Source organism: Streptomyces sp. NBC_00209, from assembly GCF_045206345.1.
Taxonomy (GTDB): domain Bacteria; phylum Actinomycetota; class Actinomycetes; order Streptomycetales; family Streptomycetaceae; genus Streptomyces.
This window is the reverse complement of record NZ_CP108121.1, coordinates 3,006,216-3,024,986: the sequence shown is the minus strand read 5'-3', so window position 1 is coordinate 3,024,986 and position 18,771 is coordinate 3,006,216. Positions and strand designations below refer to the sequence as shown.

Below are 18,771 nucleotides of genomic sequence, written 5' to 3'. Positions count from 1 at the left end.
GAAGAAGTCGCCGGTGGGGCTGTACCGGAGACCGGCGTCGTGGCGGTCTCCGTGCTCCTCCAGCTCTTGGGCGAGAGCTACGACGGGACGTCACCCAGCAGCCGTTCCTCTCGGCAGTGTCGCGGAGTGCAGCCTTGCAAGGCGCACGGCCTCGTCATCGCGGAACGCCGCCACCTCGCGGCAGCGCTGGCTCATCACGAACTCGCCGAGGCTCATGCAGAGGTCCATGCGCTGAATGCACACCCCGACCATGAACGGTCCGTCCGTGGCCCGGTACAGCCGGACGCCGTAATAGCCCTCCTGGCAGTCCCGGTCGTTGTTGAAGCGGCACCCGGTGCAGGTCTCGGGAAGGCGCACGGGGCGGATGCTCTTGGCGTAAAGGGTGCGGCCGTCCGGGAGGTGGTAGCGCACGCGTTGGTCGGACGCGCCAGCCGTGACGATACGGCGTACGGGGACGGCGCCCAGGTGGTCCACGACGGTCTGCATGGCGTCGAGGGACGCGCCACCCGTCTCAAGGGACACGAGCATGCGAACCACGACGGAGTGCCCGTGCCGCTCGATGATGCGGAGCACGCGCTCGACGTGGCTGTGGTCCGGGATGACGATGTTCGCCGACACCTTCACCCCGTGCGCGACGGCGGTCTCGATCGTGGCGTCGAGCGCGGCCAGCTTGCGTGCGGCCAGCTTCGGGGACGCGAGGCGGGGCCCTTGGACGGCGGCCAGCTCCTCGGGCGTCGTACCGAAGACCGACAGGTTGATGCGGTCGAGCCCGGCGGCAGCGGCGGCGGGCAGCACCTCGGCACCGGCCTCCCCGTTCGATGTGATGCCCACCGCGAGGCCCATGCGCCGGGCGATGGAGACGAGGCCGGGCAGGTCCGGGTGGAGTGTGGGCTCACCGCCGGTGAAGTGCACCTCGTTGGTCGGAAGGGCTCCGCGTACGGCGGCGAGCGCGAGGGCGAACTCGGCGTCGGCGGCGATTCGCGCGGGGAGGAAGTCGGCACCGTTGGTGCGCAGGTAGATGGAGACACGGCCGGAACGACCGGGCGTGCCGGTGAACTCCCCGGCCGTGCGATCCGCGTTGTCGGTTGCCACGGGTGTGCCCTCGTTGTGGCAGAAGGAGCAGGCAAGTCCACAGGCGTCGATGATCTTGACGCGTAACGTTCGATCCGGCCGCACTTCGACCGGCAGGTTCGACAGGTCGTGCATGGGGGTGTCCCCTCTCGCGTGAGTCGCGTGGGTCTACTCGAACCGCAGGTCGCCGATGACATCGAGATCGATGCCGTACAGGGCGTAAACCTTGGTCGTGTTGAGCGACGTGAGCCGGTCAGGGGGCAGGTCGAGGGCGGCGGCCGCTTCCCAGACCTGTCCTGCGTCGTCGCCCTCGATCTCCAGGTACGGCGGGATGCGCGGCCACTCATCGATCTCCAGGCGGACCGCGCCGAGCCTGTAGGAGGTGCGGCGGTTCTCCTGGTAGCCGCGCGGGACAAGGCCGGCGAGGTGGAGCAGCGCCGCCGCCTCGGTGAAGTCGTCCACCACCACCTCGGTCTCGCGCGTTCCGTCGACCGCGTCGGTGGTGATCTCCTTGACGCACAGCGTGGTGCTGTCGCCTGTGTCGCGCAGGCGTACCCAGCGCCCCGGCACGGGCGGGATGGTGTCGTAGACATAACGCCGCATGAGGCGCCTCGGCGTCGCCTCGATGCCGCCCGCGCCGAGGATCCTGCGGGTGATGTCCCGGATGTCGATGTCGAGGGCCTTCGCCTCGTACTCGATGTTCGTCATGGTCGTCGCTCCTTGCTTTCGGTCGGCCGGTCGCATCAGACCGCGTACGGCACCTCGGCCCAAACGAACTTTCCGAGCGGCCGGTCACCGACTCCCCACCGTTTCGGACACAGCGCGTCGAGGATGAACAGGCCACGCCCGCGCGTGTGCTCGTGGTCGTACGCGTCGGCCCCCGCCCGGTGACGGGGCGCGCGGCGTACGGGGTCGTGGACCTCGATGCGGGTCCGGGTGCCGTCAGTGTCGAGGACGACAGAGATCAGGTCACCCGGCTCGGTGCCGTACCGATAGGCGTTGGTGACGAGCTCACTGGCCACCAGGACGGCGGTGTCCGTGTGTTCCGTAGAGGCGTCGGGGACGTAGTGGTCGATGTACTCACGGACGAACGCGCGTGCGTGTGCGGCGGATCGCTTCTCGCTGGCGAGCAGCAGGGAGGGCGGCGGGCCGGCGGGGGGTGCGCAGCAGGTGGGCTTCAGAGCAGCTTGGGGCAAGTCGAGCACGAGTGATCCTCGGAGCAAGTGCCGTACGCGGCAGGTGAGGTGTGCGCGTCGACATGGCTGTCTCTGTCTCACCACTCGACGCTCACGGAGAGTGGTTTCAAGGCTGCACAGTGATGCATTCCCCGTGCAAGACTTCATAGCGATGTACCGCTGTTAAAGCGTCGAACGGATGTCTTGTACTGCGTAACGAGCATCAACCTGCTTTCATCGCGAGGGGCGAAAGTCCTTCATACTGAGGCGTGTAAGGGGAGTTGAGATGGCTGAAGGTCCGACCGGGTCGACCGTTCCGCGGCGCCAGCTGGGGCGAAACCTTCGAGGGTTGCGCAACCGGGCTCGCCTGACCGTGCGCGCGGCGGCGGCGAAGCTGGAGTGGTCCGAGGCGAAGATGTGGCGCATCGAGACCGGACAGACCGCGTTAAGGAGTCTCGACGTTCAGGCCATGTGCCTCGTCTACGGGGCGCCTGCGGATCTCACGCAGGCGCTGATGGGGCTCGCCAAGGAGACCAAGGCCCGTGGCTGGTGGCACGCGTACGGCGACCTGATCCCGGAGGGGTTCGACGTCTACGTAGGTCTGGAAGAGGCGGCGTCGTCACTGTCGATGTACGAGAGCGACATCGTCCCGGGGCCGCTGCAAACCGAGGGATACGCGCGAGAGATCATCCGCAAGCACATCAGTGACATCGGTGAGGCGGATCTCGACGGACGCGTGCGGCTGCGCATCGAACGACAGGCAATGCTGACCCGCGTCACGGACCCTCCGGTGCTACGAGCGGTGCTCGGCGAAGCGGTGCTCCGCCGCCCGATCGGCGGCCGCGAGGTGATGGCGCAGCAACTCGCCCACCTGATCTACGTATCGGAGCGTAAGAACATCTCCATCAGGGTGGCCCCCTTCGCTGCCGGCATGCACGCCGGAGTGGTGACGGGCCCGTTCGTGATCCTGCGGTTCCCGCTGACTGGCGACGGGGTTGATACGGAGCCGCCGACGGTCTACGCGGACGGGTACACCGGGGGGCTGTATCTGGACAAGGAGGGGGAGGTGCAACAGTACGACGCGGCCTTCGATGACATCTGGAACGCATCGCTGGATGAGCAGGCGTCACGGCGCCTGATCGGTGAGGTAGCAGGGAGTTATGAAAAGGGTTGACGACGCTGCTTGGTTCAAGTCGAGCTACAGCAACGGAAATGGAAACTGCGTCGAGGTCGCGAACCTCGGTACGGCGGTCGCCGTGCGGGACAGCAAGGTGCAGGCGGGGCCGGTGCTGACGTGCGCCGCAGGTGGGTGGCGGGCGTTCATCGGGAACGTGGCTGGGGACGACGAGCGGTAGGACGTGCAGAAGGGGCGCATGCGTGCGAGGTGCACTGCACCGTTGATCGCCACCGGAAGGGTGAGGATCACCCCGGCCGGAGCGTTGACGTGACTGCGGTCGGCGGCCGTGCCCTGTGTCGCCGTCCGACAGGGAGACCTGCGCGCAGGATCTCATCGACGTCGCGCACACCGTCCGCCACCCACCAGCCGTGGACCGCATCTGCTGAAGTCCGGGCAGCCGCAGGGCGTAGTACTCAGGGCTGCGGCTTCTTCCGTTGCCCGACCCAGGTCTCGAAGCGTGCGGGATCGCGGACGCCGTCATCGAGGACCGCGCGGTAGACGTCGAAGCTCTTGACAGTCGTGCCGTACTCGGGGTGGTCGGCCCAAGCTCGCTTGATGTTGATGATGGCCGCGCGGCTCTCGTCCGTCAGACGCGGGCGCAGGGTGGTGAGGTGGGCGGTCGAGGGCTGGCGTTCGGGCTTGTCGAGGAACCAGACGTCGAGGTTCCAGGCGGCCCCGGACGAGACACACTCCACGCCGAGGTACAGGCCGTCGGGGTAGGCGTCCGGCTCCCGGTTCCACGCCCCGCAGTCATTGCGGAAGGTCACAAGGCGGACGTGTGGGTGGGTCGCAAGCCGAGCACCGACCGCGGCGACAGCCGCCACGGCGGCATCGTCCAGACGCTCGCACGCCACGTCCAGATCCAGATCCAGATCCCGACGGACCATCAGGCCCAGCGCCGCGCTCCCGACGATGGTCGGAGTGCCGACACCGGCCAGCAGTTCGTCCAGCCGGAGCTCCCGATATGCGCCCTCCGCTTCGGTTCGCAGCGCATCCTGGTCCCGCAACACCTCAGATACGTCCACACGATCACCCTACGGCGCCCGGTGGATCGCGTCGCCGGCCTGGTGGACTGGCTCCAGAATCACAGTGGGCTTCACTCTCTACGGAGGCGGGCGCAGGTGGGCGGTGGTGCGGCGGCCACGTAATGGTGCCTCTCCCGCGCGAGATCCGGCGGAGTCTGTGGCCCGCGCCGGCCCGGGGCTATGTCACCGCCGCCCGGACCCCCAGGGCGATCAGGATCGCCGAAGTGGCCCTGGCGGCCGTTCGTTTGAAGCGGGGGGTCTGGAGGACGTGGGTCGCGCGCAGGAGGAGGAATGTCCAGGCGGTCAGCCAGAGGGTGATCAGGAGGGCGTGGGCGGTGGCCAGGGTGAGGATCTGGGCGCCGAGGGGGTGGTCGGGGTCGATGAACTGGGGGGTCAGGGTCAGGTAGATGGATGCCGCCTTCGGGTTGAGGACGTTGGCCAGGAGTGCCTGGACGTAGACGGAGTCCGTATGCCTCGGGCGGCGGCGGGGGGCCGGTGTCGTGGGTGGTGCGGCGCTCCGCCGCCACGTCCACACGCCCAGGCCGATCAGGTAGACCGCGCCGGTGAGCCTGACCGCCGTGAAGGCCACGCTGGAGTGCATGACCAGGGCCGACAGGCCGGCCACGGCGAGCGCGGCGTGCACGTACAGGCCGGTGACCGTGCCGAGGACGACGGGAAGCGCCCGGCGCCGGCCGCCGTCGGTGACGTACTGGACCAGCAGGGCCAGGCTGGCGCCGGGGGTGGCGATCAGGGGGAGGATCGCCACCAGGAACCCGGCGACGGCGACGGGGTGGACCACGGGGATCAGAGCACGGTCCGGTAGTGCGTGGTCAGGCGCCGGTCGTCGGACAGGACGTGGAACGCGAGGCCGGGCGGCTGGTCCAGGTCAGCGGGTTCGCCGCCCTCCCAGGGCAGCCGCAGCGTCCAGGTGACCGCCGGTCCGACGATCAACGGCCGCCCGGCGAAGGCGGACGCGGCCGCGGTGTGGGCGTGGCCCGTGAGGACGGCGACGACCTGCGGGTGCGCGGCGAGCAGTCCGGCCAGGTCCTCCCGGTTTTCGAGCATGCAGGAGTCGGGCAGCGGGTGGTGGAGCTCGACCGGCGGCTGGTGGAAGGCGATCAGCGCGGGGGTGTCCCGCGGCAGCGCGGTCAGCGTGGCGTCGATCCAGGCCAGCGTCTCGGCGTCGAGGCGCCCCTCGTCACGGCCGGGGATGGTGGCGTCGCACATCAGGATCGCGGTCCCGGCGATGTGGTGGGCCCGGTTGACGGGGCCGTCGCCGGGCGCCTCCCCGAGGAGGGCCTTGCGGTACGCCGGGCGCGCGTCGTGATTGCCGGGGCACATGAGTACGGGGAACGGGGCGTCCAGGATCCGGGCCGCCTCCTCGTACTCCGCCTCCGTGCCGTGGTCGGCGATGTCCCCGGTGACCAGGAGCGCGTCGACGGGGCGGGGGAGGGCGCGCAGGTAATCCATGACGCGGGTGGCGCGCCGGGTCGCCCGCGTACTGCCGTCCAGGTGCAGGTCGCTGATCTGTGCGAGCAGGGTCATGGTCATGCCGCAGTCGCCTCTAACGGTAGTTTCCAGTTTTTCCGTTAGGGACTTTAGGGTGTGCGCAGGCGTGTGTTCAAGTGGTTGGAACGGAAGAGGAAGGGGCGCCCTGTGGAGCGTTGGCCGGCGCTGGAACTGGCGAGCACGATCCGCCATGACGGAGACGGCGGTGTCGCGGACGACCTGGCCACGGTCGAGGGCGTGACGCGCTGGATCCAGGAGCGGTCGGCCGCCGACGTCGTCGCGGACGAACCCCTCAGGCGCGACCTCATCGAGCTACGGCAGGCGGTCCGCGCCCTGTTCGCCCGGGCGGTCAGCCCCGCGCCCGCCAGCCCGGCGGACGCCCACCGCCTGATGCCCGCCGAGGAGGCGACGGCCCGCCTCAACGCGGCCGCCGCGCGGGAGCCGGTCGCCCCGCAACTCGCCTGGCCGGCCGACGGCACCCCCACCGCGAGCCTGCTGACCGCGGAGGCCGACCCGCACGTCCGCCTCGTCGCGGCTCTGGCCCGCGACGCGATCACCTTCCTGAGCGGCCCGCAGCGTACGCAGCTCCGCTCCTGCACGGCACCGCGCTGCGTGCGCTACTTCGTCAAGACCCACGGCCGCCAGGAGTGGTGCAAGCCGTCCTGCGGCAACCGGGCGCGGGCGGCTCGCCACTACCGGCGGCAGCGGGGGGAGGGCGGGGGCGCTCCGTCCTGAAGGCTGCGGGGGGAGCGGCGCGGTGCTGCCGGGGGGCCATGACCCAATGGACTTCCGAACACGTTCCGAATATAATCGACGCATGACCCTGATCTCCGCCACCACCCGGCGCTCCTCGGACCTGAGCAAGCACTCGGCCGAGGTCTTCGCCGAGGCCGAGAATCACCCCGTCACGGTGACTCGCCGTGACGGCGCGGCGCTGGTTCTGATGTCCCAGCGCGAGGCCGAGGGCCGCGCCCGGCTGCTGGACTTCGCCGCGCAGCTCATCACCGTGACGCTTGACGAGGGCGGCCCGCTCTCCGTGCGCATGGCCAGGGCATTCCCCTGGATGCTCGCGCTGTCGCCGTCCGACCGGGAGTCGTGCGCGCAGGACCTGGTCGACGCCGCGCGTGCGTCGTTCGCCACCAACCAGCCGCATCTGGCGATCGCCGAGCTGACGTCCTGGAAGGAGACGGCTACGGCGGTGGCCGCAGGGCTCGGCAGCGCCGACCTGGAGTGGTTCCACGAGGACGAGACCGTGGAGCGTCCCTGACCGTGGCCGCCGCGAAGAAGGGGGACGTGGTACCCCGGCCTCCGAGGAAGACCGAGTACGAGATTCGTTTCGCCACCGCCGACGCGCAGCGGGGGTGGCGTGACCTGGCTGCGACGATCCGCAACCAGATGACGGAGACCTGGGACTTCCTCACCCGTACGCCCCTGTCCACGACCCCCACGAACTACCGATTGAAGGGCGAGCTCGCCACGGTCCGACGCGGCAGCGCGTCCCACGAGCGCTGGCAGCACAAGCCGACGGCGAAGGGCACCGCCCGCATCTGGTACTTCGTTGACGGGCGCACGGTGTTCCTGGAACAGGTGCACACGAGCCACCCGAACGAAACGAAGTAGGCGCGCGGCGACGGGCCGCGCGGAGGCTGTGAGGGCGCGCGGTCTACCAGCGGTGCCAGGCGGTCTTCGGTGCGCCGTCGCGGGCGTCGGAGTGGTCCGGTCCCGCGACGAAGAACAGGGCCCAGGACACGACATGGTCACCGGCGCGCTGGGCGCCGACTTCGAGTTGGAAGCCGTCGCAGAAGAAGTCGCCGGTGGGGCTGTACCGGATACCGAGGCCGTGGCGATCTGCGTACTCCTCCATCTCCCGGGCGAGCTGCGACGGAACGCGGCCGATGAGCCTGATCCCCTCGCAGGTCACTTGCGGGCCGCTGCGCCCATCGACTTGAACGTAGGCCAGTTCCCCGTCGTCGTAGAAGTAGCACTCCACTGCCGACCCCCACGTCCGGGTGCCCTCCTTGGCGAAGCGCAGGGTTCCCCACGGAGGACTGTGTTCTTCGGACGCGCCACACATGCGGGTTGACGCGGACCCCACCCCCCAATACTTGAGCCTTATGCGTCGGCTGTGCGCGTGGGTCGAGGAATGCGCCGAGGGCGCAGACGGACGCCGGTAGGTAGGTCTGTGGCCGCATCGCCTCGTTCTTGATCTGCTCCGTGAGTTGGGTCCGCGCGCACAGAATCCGAGGCCACCCGGTCGCCCCGGTGGCCCGCCCCCGGCCCCCTGAAAAGCAGTGCCGCCCGCCGAAGCGGCCACGCTAGGGTCCCCCGATGCGCTTCGTGATCCTGCCGCCGCCCGTCCGCTAGCGGGCGGCGCGCAGACCAGTCCCGACCCCGGCGGCACGGCTGCCGGGGCGATGGATGCCGCCCGCTCGCCAAGCGGACCTTCTTCGGCCATCCATCGTGGAGACACACCACATGATCACGCATGCCTTCACGCCGCTTCGGCGTGGTCTGCTTTCCGTTTCCGCCGCCGCGATCGCCTGGGGCGTCGGCGGTGCGGCAGCAGACGAACTGTTCCGCACCAGCGGCCTCGGCCCCGTCGCCGTGTCCTTCTGGCGCTTCGCCATCGCGGCAGCCGTTCTGGCCGCCCCACGCCTTTGCCGGCCCGCTGAACTCCGGCCCGCTGAACTCCGGCCCACGTCATGCCGACGCGCCGCCGTACTCACCGGAGTCGCGCTGGCGGCTTATCAGACGGCCTACTTCGGCGCTGTCCAGGACGCCGGTCTCGCCCTCGGCACCATGGTCGCCCTCGGCGCGAGCCCGATCCTGGTCAGCGTCGGAGCACACGTCCTTCTGGGCGAACGGCTGACCAGACGCGGCACTGCCGCGGTCGGGATCGCGCTGCTCGGCCTGCTTCTCCTGGTCGCGCGCCCGGTCTCCGGGCCCCGCCCGGCGGTGGGTATCGCGCTGGCCCTGCTCTCCGCCGTCGGCTACAGCGCCGTTACCTTGCACGCCCGCCGCACCGGGAACGCGACCGCAGGCGCGACCACGTGGAGTGCGGGCGCACTGTGTCTGGTGCCCTTCGCGCTGGCCGAGGGAGCCTGGCCCCGTGCTGAAGGCGTTGCCGTGTCCGGCAGTTGGCTCATCTTCCTCGGTGTCGTCCCGACCGTGCTCGCCTACCGCTGGTACTTCTCCGGGCTGACCACGGTCCGCAGCACCACTGCGGCCGTGCTCGTGCTCCTCGAACCCGCCACCGCGGCCTTCCTGGCCTTCCTGCTCGGCGAGCCGATCAGCACGTCCCTGGCACTCGGGTCGGTCCTGCTGCTGACGGCCATCGTCGTCCTGGCGCGCGACACATCCTGAGCCCGCGAGCGGCCCTGGCCGGTCTCGCGGCAATCGGTCAGGAGCGAGGGGCCTCCGGGAAGTCCAGTTCGTCCAGGAGTGCGGCGAACAGGTCCTCCGCGAAGGTGGAGTGGGTGCGCAGCAGTTCCTCGATGTGGTGCTGCTCGGCCGTCGTGCGGACGCCGGCCGCCGTCGCCCAGGCGAGTGCGAGCTTGGCGTTGGTGGGGACCTCGGCGTCCAGCTCGGCTCGCTTGCGGGCCAAAGCCTCTTCGAAATCCGGGGTGTTGAACCACTCGCTCTCGTCGTCCACGTCCTCGGGCGTCTTGAGGAGTGCGGACGCGGCGTTGTCCAGGTCGAGCCACGCGTGCCAGTGGTGGCCCTCGGTGTCCAGGCCGGTGACGAGGGCGATGCTGCTGTCGCTGACATGGGCGACGCAGGCCGGTGCGCCGGTCCACTCGACCAGGCCGGACAGCATCTCGTACTCCCAGATGCCGTTTTTCAGTTGCAGGGTCTGCCAGCCGCCCGGGCGGGACGGCCACTCGTGTGCCTCGACGTCCGGTTCCGGGGCGCTGTCGGCGAATGCAGGCGCCTCCAGCAGGGGGCGTTGGCTGCGGGCGAAGACCAGATGACCTGAGAATCCCATGGGCGCACGGTAGAGGGCGCCAGTGACACCGCTCCCGCCGGTCACGTCGGGACAGCGGCGGATACGACTCGGGGGCGGGCCGTCGTGGGCGCGGGGCGTCGGGGATCATGACCGGTACATACGGGTGTACGAAGGGGGCGCGGGTGTTCGGCAAAGCGGGGCGGATGGTGTGGAATCTGGAGGCGACCGGGGTCGGGCTGGTGCCGGATCACGCGGTCGTGGTGGACGCGCCGGACGCACGGGCCGTCGAGCCGCTGGCCGCCGCCCGCCGGGGGGCGTACGCGCCGGTGCGCGCGCTGCTCACCACCACCCGCGCGGAGGGTGACTGGGTGCTCCGGCACGAGGTCGTCACCGCGCTCGCCGAGATCGCCGTGGGCGGCGGGGTCTGGCCGGCCGACTCGTTGGAGGGCCCCGACGCGCTCGCCGTCGACGCCTTCCGGCGTATCGAGGAAGCGTGGGCGGTCCGCACGGCCGCGCGGGCCAAGGACGTGAGCGAGGAGCAGTACCGGGCCTTCCGCACGCTGCTGGACGACGCGCTGCCCGTCATCGAGGCGGCCGTCGCGGCGAGCCCCGGCGACCCGGTGCCGTGGTCCGCGGCCCTGCCCCACTGCATCGGCGCCCAGGCTCCGCGCGACGTCTTCGAGGAGTGCCTGGGCCAGGCGCTCGCCTGCGCGCCCCACCACCTGCCCACCCATGTGCACGCCGTGCAGTACCTCGCCGACAAGTGGCACGGCAGCCACGAGGAGATGTTCGGCTACGCGGCCGGCGCCGCCGCCGACGCGCCGGAGGGCTCACCTCTGCGCGCCCTGGAGGTCGTGGCGCTGACCGAGGTCGAGCCGCGGGAGAGGAAACGGGGCATCCCCGGCCCCGACGGGGTCGAGGCGATCATCGCCACCGCGCAGGCGTACTCCGCCTCGCGCCCGCCCGAGGACCACGCGGCCCGGCTGATCCGCAACCACCTGGTGTGGGTGCTGAACGGACGCGAACGCTGGGCCGAATCGCTGGACGTCTACCGCTCCATCGGGCGGTACGCCACCGCGCACCCGTGGGTCTACGCGGGCGACCCCCTGGAGGCGTTCCGGCACTTCCGGGACGGCGCCCGGGCCGGGCTCGCCGCCTCCATCCCCCGTAACGGCACCGTCCCCGCCCCCGCCGTGCCCCTGCCGGAGTCCGCGCGGACGGAGGCGGCCCACGAGATCGCGTACGTGCCCGGCCCACCGCAGCGCGTCTCGCAGGAGCTGCTGCTGTGCGGGGCGACCGTCCGGCTCGCCCCGGCCGGGCGGTGGACGCTGATGGAGCCGGCCCCCTCGCAGGAGACGCCGGGCAAGCGCGGGCGCCGGGCGACGGTGCTGCGGCTCGACGGTCTTGCGGCGGTGGCGGAGACCGCGTTCGACTCCACCGGGATGACCACGCTGGTCGCTCGGCGCGAGGGGGACGACGCGTGCGTGCTGTCCGTCGTCGCCAAGGGCCGGACGGCCGCCCGGCACCGGTGGGCGGGGCCCGCTGCCACGCCGTCGCAGGAGACCGCGCGCCAGGACGCGGAACTGCTCGTCGCGGCGGCCGGCCAGGGCGATGCCCGCGAGATCGCGCGGCTGCTGCGCGACCCGGGCGAGGCGTCGGAGCTCCTGATCCGGACCCTGACCGCGCTCGGCCTCCCGCCGCTCCCGGTCGGCTTCGGCGAGCGCGCCGAGGTCCTGGCCGACGCCCGGGGCGTCACGGTGCACCGGGCCCGGTCACTGTGGCAGGGCATGAAGGACTTCATGAGCGACGAGACCGACCCGAACCCGCCGTTGCAGCTGGAAGGCCGGTAGCGGGCGGCCGCCCTGTCCGGTGCACGGGCTCCAGGCGAAGCCGGAGGCACGGCCACGGTGGGGGTGTGGACGGGCCGAACCAGACGCGGGCCTCCTCGCCGGTGCGGATGGGCAGGCGGGGGAAGTCGTTCTCGGCGTGCTCGGTGCGGTGGGGGGCGTGGGACGGGGTCAGGTGGCGGGTGGCGTACGCGGTGAAGGATGCCGTGTCCGGTGGGTGGCAGATCGTCGCCCGTACTTCTGTGGCGTCCGGGGGCGGGACGTAGCCCGGGCCGCGGAGCAGCAGGACGTCGTCGCCGGCCGCCATCGTGGCGTTGGCGGCGTCGCGGTGCCTCCGCCAGACCTGGCCGTCGTAGAACGCCTCCAGCGCGCGGCGGCGGTGCGCCATGTCGGGGCACGCGCGCAGCCGGACGAAGCGGCCCGGGTCGCCCAGATCGCGGAAGCGGCCGCCGACGGTGATGCCCGTCGCCTCCTGGCCGGTCACGAACTCGCGCTCGAACAGCTCGATCAGCGTCTCCCGGGCTCCGGGGTGGAGGGTGTACTGCCGCAACTCCACGATGCTCACGCGGCCGCCCGGCCCGTGCGGGTGAAGTCCATGGTCCAGTTGAGCTGCCAGGAGGCGCCGCCGTCCGCGGAGAACTCCTGCTCCCAGCGGGCGGCGTCCGGGCCGAGCCGATGCCAGACGAAGTGCACGCGGACCGGGCGGCCCTCGTGGGTGTCGTTGCCGTGGAAGTCGCCCCGGTCGCCCGTGAAGCGGCCGGTCACCGGTGGGAACAGCCGGCCATTGCGGCTGTCGGACCAGTAGAGCGACCACAGCTCCGTCTCACGGTCGAACAGCCGCAGGGTCGCGCCCTGGTGGCCGAGGGTGGGGAAGGTGATCTCATCGATGTTGCCCGCACCGCCGAACAGCGAGTGGCCCGCCGTGGTGGCGGGGAACTCCGCCCAGGTGGCGGGGCCCGGGGTGAGCTGGGTGGTGAGGCGGCGGTTGGCCACGTCCCAGGTGCCGGTCAGGAAGTCGACGCCGTTCATGCGGCGGAGATGAGGGGCGGCCCCCTGACATCTTCCGTCAGTGGGTCGTGACGGGTTCCGGTGACCTACGTTGGGGACATGAACTCCATACGAGGGGAACTGGGCGGGGACCTGACGGTCGCCCGGGTCGGCTACGGCGCGATGAGGCTGACGGGATGGCCCCGGGGCGAGCGGCCCGGCCGGGACGCGGCCCTCGGCGTCCTGCGGCGGGCCGTGGAGCTGGGCGTCAATCACATCGACACCTCGAACTACTACGCGCGCGAGGGCGTTTCGGCCAACGAACTGATCCGGTCCGCGCTGCACCCCTACCCGGACGACCTGGTGATCGTCACCAAGGTCGGCGCGCTGGTCGAGGGCCCGGACATCGCGCTCCCGCCCGGCGAACAGCACGGCCTCACACCGGACGGCCTGCGACGCGGGGTCGAGGCGAACCTGAAGTCACTCGGCCTGGACCGGCTCGACGTGGTGAACCTGCGCATGGGCGACCGGGGCCACGAGGACGCCCCGCTCGACGGCCCCCTGGAGACGCTCCTCGCTCTGCGCGAGGAGGGCCTGATCCGGCACATCGGCATCTCCAACGTGTCGCTCGACCAGTTCACGCGGGCCCGCGAACTCGCGCCGATCTCCTGCGTGCAGAACGCGTACAACATCGCGCGCCGCGACGACGATCCCCTGGTCGACGCCTGCGCCGCGGCCGGCATCGCGTACGTCCCGTTCTACCCGGTCGGCGGCTTCCAGCCCCTGACCGCCGAGCGCCTTGAGGCCGTCGCCGAGCGCCACGGTGCCACCGTCCCGCAGGTGGCGCTCGCCTGGCTGCTGGCCCGGTCGCCCAACATCCTGCTCATCCCCGGCACCGGCTCCCCGGCCCACCTGGAGGAGAACATCGCGGCGGGCGAACTGCGGCTGAGCGCCGAGGACCTGGCGAGCCTGGGCTGACGGCGGACGCCGGCGGCGCGCTACGGGGAGACTGGGCGGCATGGATGAGGTCGAGGTCGTCGTCGCGCATTCCGAACGTACGACGCTGCGTGTCGGGGACATGTTCCTGAAGGTGGACGCCGATCGGGCGCGGATCGCCGTCGAGGCCGAGGCGATGGCGCTGGCGCCGGTCCCGACGCCGGAGGTGCTGTGGCACAAGCCGTCCGTGCTGGCGCTCGCCGCCGTCCGGGGCACGGCCCTGGGCCGTCTCGGGGAGCCGTCGTCCGCGTCACCGGCGGCGTGGGCGGCGGCGGGGGCCGCGATCCGGACGCTGCACGAGGCGCCGTTGCCGCCGTGGACCGGCCGGAGCGCGGACGGCCTGGCGGCCGAGCTGGAGCGGGAGTGCGACTGGCTCCTGGCGCACGAGGCCCTGCCCGCCGAGCTGGTCACCCGCAACCGCCGGATCGCCGAGGCGGCGCTGCGGCCGTGGGAGCCGGTGTTCGTGCACGGCGACTTGCAGATCACCCATGTGTTCACCGGGGACGACGACCAGGTCACCGGCATCATCGACTGGTCCGAGGCGGCGCGCGGCGACGCGCTGTTCGACCTCGCCACGCTGACGCTGGGACACGAGGAGCGCCTGGACGACCTCGTCGCCGGGTACGGCACCGACGTCGACCTGGACCTCGTCCGCGCCTGGTGGTCGCTGCGCAGCCTCACCGCGTACCGCTGGCTGATCCAGCACGGCTTCGACCCGGCGGCGCCGGGGTGCGAACTGGATGTGCTGCGGGCCGCGAGGTGAACAGCTCTAGGACGCGGCGCCCTGCTGCCAGCCCGCCGCCTTGAGCACGGAAAGGGCGACGTCCGAAGCGGGAGTGTCCGTGGTGTCGATGGTGAAGTCGTCGAGTGCGGCCCGGTCGAGGATCCCGTCCAGCTCCGTGGTCCGGTCCAGGTGCCAGCGCAGCGCCTCGGGTTCGCCCTGGTGACGTTGTGCGAGCCGTCGGTGGAGGGCCGTAAGGTCGGCCCGCAGTCGGCATGCGGTGAGCTCGACGCCCACGGCCTCGGCCAGTCGCTCCCGCTCGGTCCGCTGCTCGATCACGCCCGCGAGCACGAGCCGCGTCGCGCCCGCGTCGACGTAGTTCCCCGCCACGCTGCGCACGTTCCGGAGCAGCACGGCGAAGTTGAACCGGTCGCCCGGAGGCGCGGGCCATGCCCGTCGCAGCCAGTCCAGGTCCAGGACGGCGTGCGGCACGCCGGCCTCGGCGAGCAGACCGCCCACCTCGTCGGCGGCGGTGGTCTTGCCGACCCCGACGGTGCCGTTGATCAGGAGAGCGGCGGGAGCTCGGCGGTCGGCGGTGCGCATCTCGGCATCGTACGGGTACGGGCTCACCCGTGACTCACGCGGTGGTGGGCCCGGGGGAGGGGGACGGGTCAGGGCAGGGCCGGGATGCCGATGGTGTCCCCGTCGCTGAGGCAGCGGTGGCTCAGGCCCGCCTCGGTCAGGTGGGCGGCGGCTCGTTCCGCGTCGGCCGTTTCGGGGTGGTCGGAGCGCCAGTGCGGGACGATGCGGAACGGGACCAGGCCGAGGCAGGACGGCTCGATGCCGGCCGGGTAGCCGTCGGGGTGGACGTCCGGGTCGTCGATGAGGTCGATGCCGCGCAGGTCCGGGCCGGTGACGCAGGCCCCCGCGGAGAAGCCGCCGTAGACGAAGTCGGGGCGGTGCCGCTGCTCCCGGAGGGCGTCCGCGAAGCGGGAGCGCGTCATCGCGCGGGCGAGGACGAAGGCGTTGCCGCCGAGCACCCAGACCAGGTCGAGCGTCGCCAGCCGGGCGGCGAGCCCGTCGGGGGCGGAGAAGTGGTCGCGCAGGTCGAGCTCCTCGCAGGCGTACCCGAAGGACTCCCAGGTACGCATCTCGCGCGGCAGGTTCCGGTTCCGCGAAGGCCCGTACGCGTCCAGCGCGTTGAGCACGATGCCCGCGCGGGCGGTACCGGTCGGCGGCGGCAGCACCGCGGGGCGGTCGGTGCCCGGCTTCAGGTACCAGGAGCTGAGCAGAAGTCGCACGTCGGTCTCCGAGGGGGCGGGGCTGAGCAGGGGCGCTTCCGGGCATCGTACGGGCGGCCCAGGATCCCGCCTTGACCTCAAGCGTGCTTGAGGGTTCATCGTCCGGGTATGCCGGTCCGCCGCACCGAGGGCGGACCTCTTACGCGGGAGGAACACCCATGTCCGACAACCGAGTCATCCTGGTCGCCGGTGCGACGGGCAAGCAGGGCGGGGCCGTCGCCCGGGCGCTGCTGGACAGTGGCTGGGGCGTACGGGCGCTGGTGCGTGATCCGGACGCGTATGGCGCGCTCGCGCTGAAGGAGGCGGGCGCGGTGCTCGTACGCGGGGACCTGGACGACGCCCGTTCCCTGGACGCGGCCCTGGCGGGTGCGTACGGGGTGTTCAGCGTGCAGACCTTCGCCGGGCCGGACGGTTTCGACGGGGAGATCAGGCAGGGCAAGGCGGTCGCCGACGCCGCCGCCCGGGCGGGGGTCGCGCACCTCGTCTACAGCTCCGTCGACGGTGCCGAGCGGCCCCGCGACGTACGGCACTTCGCGAGCAAGGGTGAGATCGAGCGGCACATCGAGGCCCTGGGGCTGCCCGCGACCGTGCTGCGGCCGACGTTCTTCCTCTCCAACTTCGAGGGCCTGGGCCCGCGAGGGGACGGCGACGAGCTGACGCTCACCCTGGCGCTCGATGCGGACACCCGGCTCCAGATGGTCAGCCCTGACGACATCGGCGCCCTCGCGGCCGCCGCCTTCGCCGACCCGGCCGACTACCTCGGCCGCATCGTGGAGATGGCCGGCGACGTGCTCACCGGGCCGCAGATCGCCGAGGTGTTCGCCCGTGCCGCCGGGCGGCCGGTGCGCTTCGTTTCGATGCCCGTCGAGCAACATCGGGCGCACAGCGAGGAGATGGGCGCGATGTTCGCCTGGTTCAACGAGGTGGGCTTCCGGGCCGAGGTGGCCGACCTGCGCCGCGCGCTGCCCGCGCCGGTCACCCTGGAGAGCTGGGTCGCCGAGCACTGGAGCGCGCCGTCGGCGTGACGGTGGGGCGGGGCCCGCTGTCAGTGGCGGCTGTCACCCTGCACCCATGGACTCGGACGGTATGGAGAAGAAGACGCTGACGGCGTTCCTGGCGGCCCAGCGCGCGAGCGTGAAGGCCGTTGTCGACGGCCTCGACGCCCACGCCCTGACCACGTCTGACCTGCCCTCGGGCTGGACCCCGCTCGGGCTCGTGGAGCACCTGGGGCATGCGGAGCGGCACTGGTTCCAGGAGGTGGTCGCCGGGGCGGCGGAGCCGTTGCCGTGGGACGACGACCACCCGCCGCTGACGACCCCGCGCTCTCCCGAGGTGGTGTTCGCCTTCTACGAGGAGCAGTGCCGGCACTCCGACGAGGTGATCGCCCGGACCGCGCTGACGGCGCCCCCGAGCCGCCGCCACCCCGAGCCCGTGGGCGAGGAGATAGCCGATCTGCGGGGGGTCATCCTGCACATGATCGAGGAGACCGCGCGGCACGCCGGTCATCTGGACATCGTCCGCGAACTCCTCGACGGGTGTACGGGTCTGGGGCCGCGCTGAGCATCACGCCGCACCGCCGGGTCCGCGAAATCATGCAAGCGCGCTTGATTGTTCCCGGTCCCGCTGCCACGCTCGACGCGACCGCCGGCAGAGAAGGAGACCGCGGATGAGCCCGCTCGCCCCGCCCGCCCACACGCGCGGCGTCACCACCCTCACGCTCGACTCGCCCGCCAACCGCAACGCCCTCAGCGCCGGGCTCGTCGCCGGTCTTGCGGAGGCGCTGGACGCGTGCGCGGCCGACGACTCCGTGCGGGCCGTCGTGCTCACCCATACCGGGACCACCTTCTGCGCGGGCGCCGATCTGCGGGCCCCGGCCGATCCGCACGACTTCGTGGCCCTGATGCGGCGGATCGTCGCGCTGCCGAAGCCCGTGGTGGCCCGGGTCGACGGGCATGTGCGGGCCGGAGGGCTCGGGCTGCTCGCGGCCTGTGACCTCTCGGTCGCCGGGACCGGGTCGACCTTCGCGCTCACCGAGTCCCGGCTCGGGCTCGCGCCCGCTGTGATCTCGATGCCGCTGCTCCCGCGCATCGACCCGCGCGCCGCCGCCCGCTACTACCTGACCGGCGAGAAGTTCTACGCGGACGAGGCCGAGCGCATCGGCCTCGTCACGATGGCCGCCACCGACGTGGACGGCTCGGTCGACCTCGTACTGGACGATCTGCGGCGGGCCTCGCCGCAGGGGCTGGCGGCGTCCAAGGCGCTGGTCACGGCTACTGTGCTGCAGAGTTTCGACCAGCACGCCGAAGACCTCATCGCCCGCTCCGCCCAGCTCTTCGCCTCCGACGAGGCCCGGGAGGGGATGACGGCCTTCCTCGAACGACGGGACCCCGCATGGGCGTTGTGACACCGGGCGGCACCAGCCCGGGCCCCAAACAGGACCGCAGCCGCGCCACCCGCCGGCGCCTCCTGGAGGCCGCGGTGGCCTGCCTCGCCGAGCACGGCTGGGCCGGGTCCACCGTCGCGGTCGTCGCGGAGCGGGCCGGGGTCTCGCGGGGCGCCGCGCAGCACCACTTCCCCACCCGCGAGGACCTGTTCACCGCCGCCGTCGAATACGTCGCCGAGGAACGCTCCGCCGCCCTGCGCGCCGTCCCCGACCAGGACCGCGCCGCCGTCGTCGCCGCCCTGGTCGACCTCTACACCGGCCCCCTGTTCCGCGCCGCCCTCCAGCTCTGGGTCGCCGCGTCCAACGAGGAGCAGCTGCGGCCCCGGGTCACGGAGCTGGAGGCCCGGGTGGGCCGCGAGACCCACCGCATCGCCGTCCACCTCCTGCGCGCCGACGAGGCGAGGCCCGGGGTGCGGGAGACCGTGCAGGGGCTGCTCGACATGGCCCGGGGGCTCGGCCTCGCCAACGTCCTCACCGACGACACCGCCCGCCGCCGCAAGGTGGTCGCCCAGTGGGCGGAGCTGCTCGACACGGCCCTGGAGTGAGGGCCCCGGGGCCGCCGGAAACGGCTTG

25 protein-coding genes are annotated in these 18,771 nt (G+C 71.9%); 13 read left to right on the top strand and 12 right to left on the bottom strand.

Going from position 1 to position 18,771, the window contains the following annotated elements:
- Positions 1 to 90: 90 nt before the first annotated feature.
- Genes OG867_RS13475 through OG867_RS13465 form a run of 3 tightly spaced genes read right to left on the bottom strand, consistent with a single transcriptional unit; the run spans position 91 to position 2,276 of the window.
- Positions 91 to 1,206, bottom strand: a complete 1,116-nt coding sequence (locus OG867_RS13475) for a radical SAM protein (RefSeq protein ID WP_406285345.1) — start codon at positions 1,204 to 1,206, stop codon at positions 91 to 93.
- A 33-nt stretch (positions 1,207 to 1,239) separates the two neighbouring features.
- The gene (locus tag OG867_RS13470) at positions 1,240 to 1,779 is read right to left on the bottom strand and encodes a CYTH domain-containing protein (protein ID WP_328901563.1); all 540 of its coding nucleotides are present in this window, start codon (positions 1,777 to 1,779) and stop codon (positions 1,240 to 1,242) included.
- Positions 1,780 to 1,814: 35 nt separating this feature from the next.
- Positions 1,815 to 2,276 (bottom strand): ATP-binding protein, encoded by a 462-nt coding sequence (locus OG867_RS13465; RefSeq protein ID WP_406285342.1) that lies wholly within the window; start codon positions 2,274 to 2,276, stop codon positions 1,815 to 1,817.
- A 256-nt stretch (positions 2,277 to 2,532) separates the two neighbouring features.
- On the opposite strand from OG867_RS13465, the gene OG867_RS13460 reads away from it, so the two are divergent.
- Both OG867_RS13460 and OG867_RS13455 read left to right on the top strand, forming a co-directional pair.
- Complete coding sequence (locus OG867_RS13460; RefSeq protein WP_026171306.1) at positions 2,533 to 3,420, top strand: helix-turn-helix transcriptional regulator; 888 nt, start codon at positions 2,533 to 2,535, stop codon at positions 3,418 to 3,420.
- Positions 3,407 to 3,601: a DUF397 domain-containing protein gene (locus tag OG867_RS13455; protein ID WP_406285340.1), complete on the top strand. Its 195-nt coding sequence runs from the start codon at positions 3,407 to 3,409 to the stop codon at positions 3,599 to 3,601. Before OG867_RS13460 ends, OG867_RS13455 begins: the two co-directional genes overlap by 14 nt.
- 235 nt (positions 3,602 to 3,836) lie before the next feature.
- On the opposite strand, the gene OG867_RS13450 is transcribed toward OG867_RS13455, so the two are convergent.
- From OG867_RS13450 to OG867_RS13440, 3 genes are all read right to left on the bottom strand, one after another.
- Complete coding sequence (locus OG867_RS13450; protein WP_406285338.1) at positions 3,837 to 4,448, bottom strand: hypothetical protein; 612 nt, start codon at positions 4,446 to 4,448, stop codon at positions 3,837 to 3,839.
- Positions 4,449 to 4,626: 178 nt separating this feature from the next.
- On the bottom strand, positions 4,627 to 5,247 hold the full coding sequence (locus OG867_RS13445; protein WP_406285335.1) for a LysE family translocator: 621 nt from the start codon (positions 5,245 to 5,247) through the stop codon (positions 4,627 to 4,629).
- A gap of 5 nt (positions 5,248 to 5,252) precedes the next feature.
- Positions 5,253 to 5,993 (bottom strand): metallophosphoesterase, encoded by a 741-nt coding sequence (locus OG867_RS13440; RefSeq protein WP_406290942.1) that lies wholly within the window; start codon positions 5,991 to 5,993, stop codon positions 5,253 to 5,255.
- A 111-nt stretch (positions 5,994 to 6,104) separates the two neighbouring features.
- On the opposite strand from OG867_RS13440, the gene OG867_RS13435 reads away from it, so the two are divergent.
- The 3 genes from OG867_RS13435 to OG867_RS13425 all read left to right on the top strand — a co-directional run bounded on the left by OG867_RS13435 (position 6,105) and on the right by OG867_RS13425 (position 7,577).
- Positions 6,105 to 6,692 (top strand): CGNR zinc finger domain-containing protein, encoded by a 588-nt coding sequence (locus OG867_RS13435; protein WP_406285333.1) that lies wholly within the window; start codon positions 6,105 to 6,107, stop codon positions 6,690 to 6,692.
- Between the two features lie 82 nt (positions 6,693 to 6,774).
- Complete coding sequence (locus OG867_RS13430; protein ID WP_406285331.1) at positions 6,775 to 7,224, top strand: prevent-host-death protein; 450 nt, start codon at positions 6,775 to 6,777, stop codon at positions 7,222 to 7,224.
- A 26-nt stretch (positions 7,225 to 7,250) separates the two neighbouring features.
- Positions 7,251 to 7,577, top strand: a complete 327-nt coding sequence (locus OG867_RS13425; protein ID WP_406285328.1) for a hypothetical protein — start codon at positions 7,251 to 7,253, stop codon at positions 7,575 to 7,577.
- A gap of 43 nt (positions 7,578 to 7,620) precedes the next feature.
- Here OG867_RS13425 and OG867_RS13420 read toward each other — a convergent pair whose 3' ends face one another.
- Positions 7,621 to 7,947: a hypothetical protein gene (locus tag OG867_RS13420; RefSeq protein ID WP_406285326.1), complete on the bottom strand. Its 327-nt coding sequence runs from the start codon at positions 7,945 to 7,947 to the stop codon at positions 7,621 to 7,623.
- 485 nt (positions 7,948 to 8,432) lie between these two features.
- Between OG867_RS13420 and OG867_RS13415 the strand changes: the two genes are divergently transcribed.
- The gene (locus OG867_RS13415) at positions 8,433 to 9,320 is read left to right on the top strand and encodes a DMT family transporter (protein ID WP_406285324.1); all 888 of its coding nucleotides are present in this window, start codon (positions 8,433 to 8,435) and stop codon (positions 9,318 to 9,320) included.
- 37 nt (positions 9,321 to 9,357) lie between these two features.
- On the opposite strand, the gene OG867_RS13410 is transcribed toward OG867_RS13415, so the two are convergent.
- A complete protein-coding gene (locus OG867_RS13410; protein ID WP_406285322.1) occupies positions 9,358 to 9,942 on the bottom strand; it encodes a hypothetical protein in 585 nt (194 codons plus the stop codon).
- 143 nt (positions 9,943 to 10,085) lie between these two features.
- On the opposite strand from OG867_RS13410, the gene OG867_RS13405 reads away from it, so the two are divergent.
- Positions 10,086 to 11,753: a hypothetical protein gene (locus OG867_RS13405; protein WP_406285319.1), complete on the top strand. Its 1,668-nt coding sequence runs from the start codon at positions 10,086 to 10,088 to the stop codon at positions 11,751 to 11,753.
- Here OG867_RS13405 and OG867_RS13400 read toward each other — a convergent pair.
- Together OG867_RS13400 and OG867_RS13395 are read right to left on the bottom strand one after the other, a co-directional pair.
- Positions 11,701 to 12,315: an NIPSNAP family protein gene (locus OG867_RS13400; RefSeq protein WP_406285317.1), complete on the bottom strand. Its 615-nt coding sequence runs from the start codon at positions 12,313 to 12,315 to the stop codon at positions 11,701 to 11,703. The genes OG867_RS13405 and OG867_RS13400 overlap by 53 nt on opposite strands.
- On the bottom strand, positions 12,312 to 12,779 hold the full coding sequence (locus OG867_RS13395; RefSeq protein WP_406285315.1) for a hypothetical protein: 468 nt from the start codon (positions 12,777 to 12,779) through the stop codon (positions 12,312 to 12,314). The genes OG867_RS13400 and OG867_RS13395 overlap by 4 nt, the downstream gene beginning before the upstream one ends.
- A gap of 78 nt (positions 12,780 to 12,857) precedes the next feature.
- Here OG867_RS13395 and OG867_RS13390 point away from each other — a divergent pair, with 78 nt between their 5' ends.
- Together OG867_RS13390 and OG867_RS13385 are read left to right on the top strand one after the other, a co-directional pair.
- Complete coding sequence (locus OG867_RS13390) at positions 12,858 to 13,715, top strand: oxidoreductase (protein WP_406285313.1); 858 nt, start codon at positions 12,858 to 12,860, stop codon at positions 13,713 to 13,715.
- Between the two features lie 40 nt (positions 13,716 to 13,755).
- A complete protein-coding gene (locus OG867_RS13385) occupies positions 13,756 to 14,496 on the top strand; it encodes a phosphotransferase family protein (RefSeq protein WP_406285311.1) in 741 nt (246 codons plus the stop codon).
- Positions 14,497 to 14,502: 6 nt separating this feature from the next.
- On the opposite strand, the gene OG867_RS13380 is transcribed toward OG867_RS13385, so the two are convergent.
- Both OG867_RS13380 and OG867_RS13375 read right to left on the bottom strand, forming a co-directional pair.
- Positions 14,503 to 15,057 carry an AAA family ATPase gene (locus tag OG867_RS13380; protein WP_406285307.1) on the bottom strand — a complete coding sequence of 185 codons (555 nt, stop codon included), beginning with the start codon at positions 15,055 to 15,057 and terminating at the stop codon, positions 14,503 to 14,505.
- A 68-nt stretch (positions 15,058 to 15,125) separates the two neighbouring features.
- The gene (locus tag OG867_RS13375; protein WP_406285305.1) at positions 15,126 to 15,755 is read right to left on the bottom strand and encodes a Type 1 glutamine amidotransferase-like domain-containing protein; all 630 of its coding nucleotides are present in this window, start codon (positions 15,753 to 15,755) and stop codon (positions 15,126 to 15,128) included.
- Positions 15,756 to 15,913: 158 nt separating this feature from the next.
- Here OG867_RS13375 and OG867_RS13370 point away from each other — a divergent pair, with 158 nt between their 5' ends.
- The 4 genes from OG867_RS13370 to OG867_RS13355 all read left to right on the top strand — a co-directional run bounded on the left by OG867_RS13370 (position 15,914) and on the right by OG867_RS13355 (position 18,743).
- Complete coding sequence (locus tag OG867_RS13370; protein WP_406285303.1) at positions 15,914 to 16,780, top strand: NmrA/HSCARG family protein; 867 nt, start codon at positions 15,914 to 15,916, stop codon at positions 16,778 to 16,780.
- A gap of 46 nt (positions 16,781 to 16,826) precedes the next feature.
- Positions 16,827 to 17,315, top strand: coding sequence for a DinB family protein (locus tag OG867_RS13365; protein WP_406285300.1), 489 nt, complete (start codon positions 16,827 to 16,829; stop codon positions 17,313 to 17,315).
- A 106-nt stretch (positions 17,316 to 17,421) separates the two neighbouring features.
- Positions 17,422 to 18,159: an enoyl-CoA hydratase family protein gene (locus OG867_RS13360; protein WP_406285298.1), complete on the top strand. Its 738-nt coding sequence runs from the start codon at positions 17,422 to 17,424 to the stop codon at positions 18,157 to 18,159.
- Positions 18,147 to 18,743 (top strand): TetR/AcrR family transcriptional regulator, encoded by a 597-nt coding sequence (locus OG867_RS13355; RefSeq protein WP_406285295.1) that lies wholly within the window; start codon positions 18,147 to 18,149, stop codon positions 18,741 to 18,743. The genes OG867_RS13360 and OG867_RS13355 overlap by 13 nt, the downstream gene beginning before the upstream one ends.
- Positions 18,744 to 18,771 lie beyond the last annotated feature (28 nt).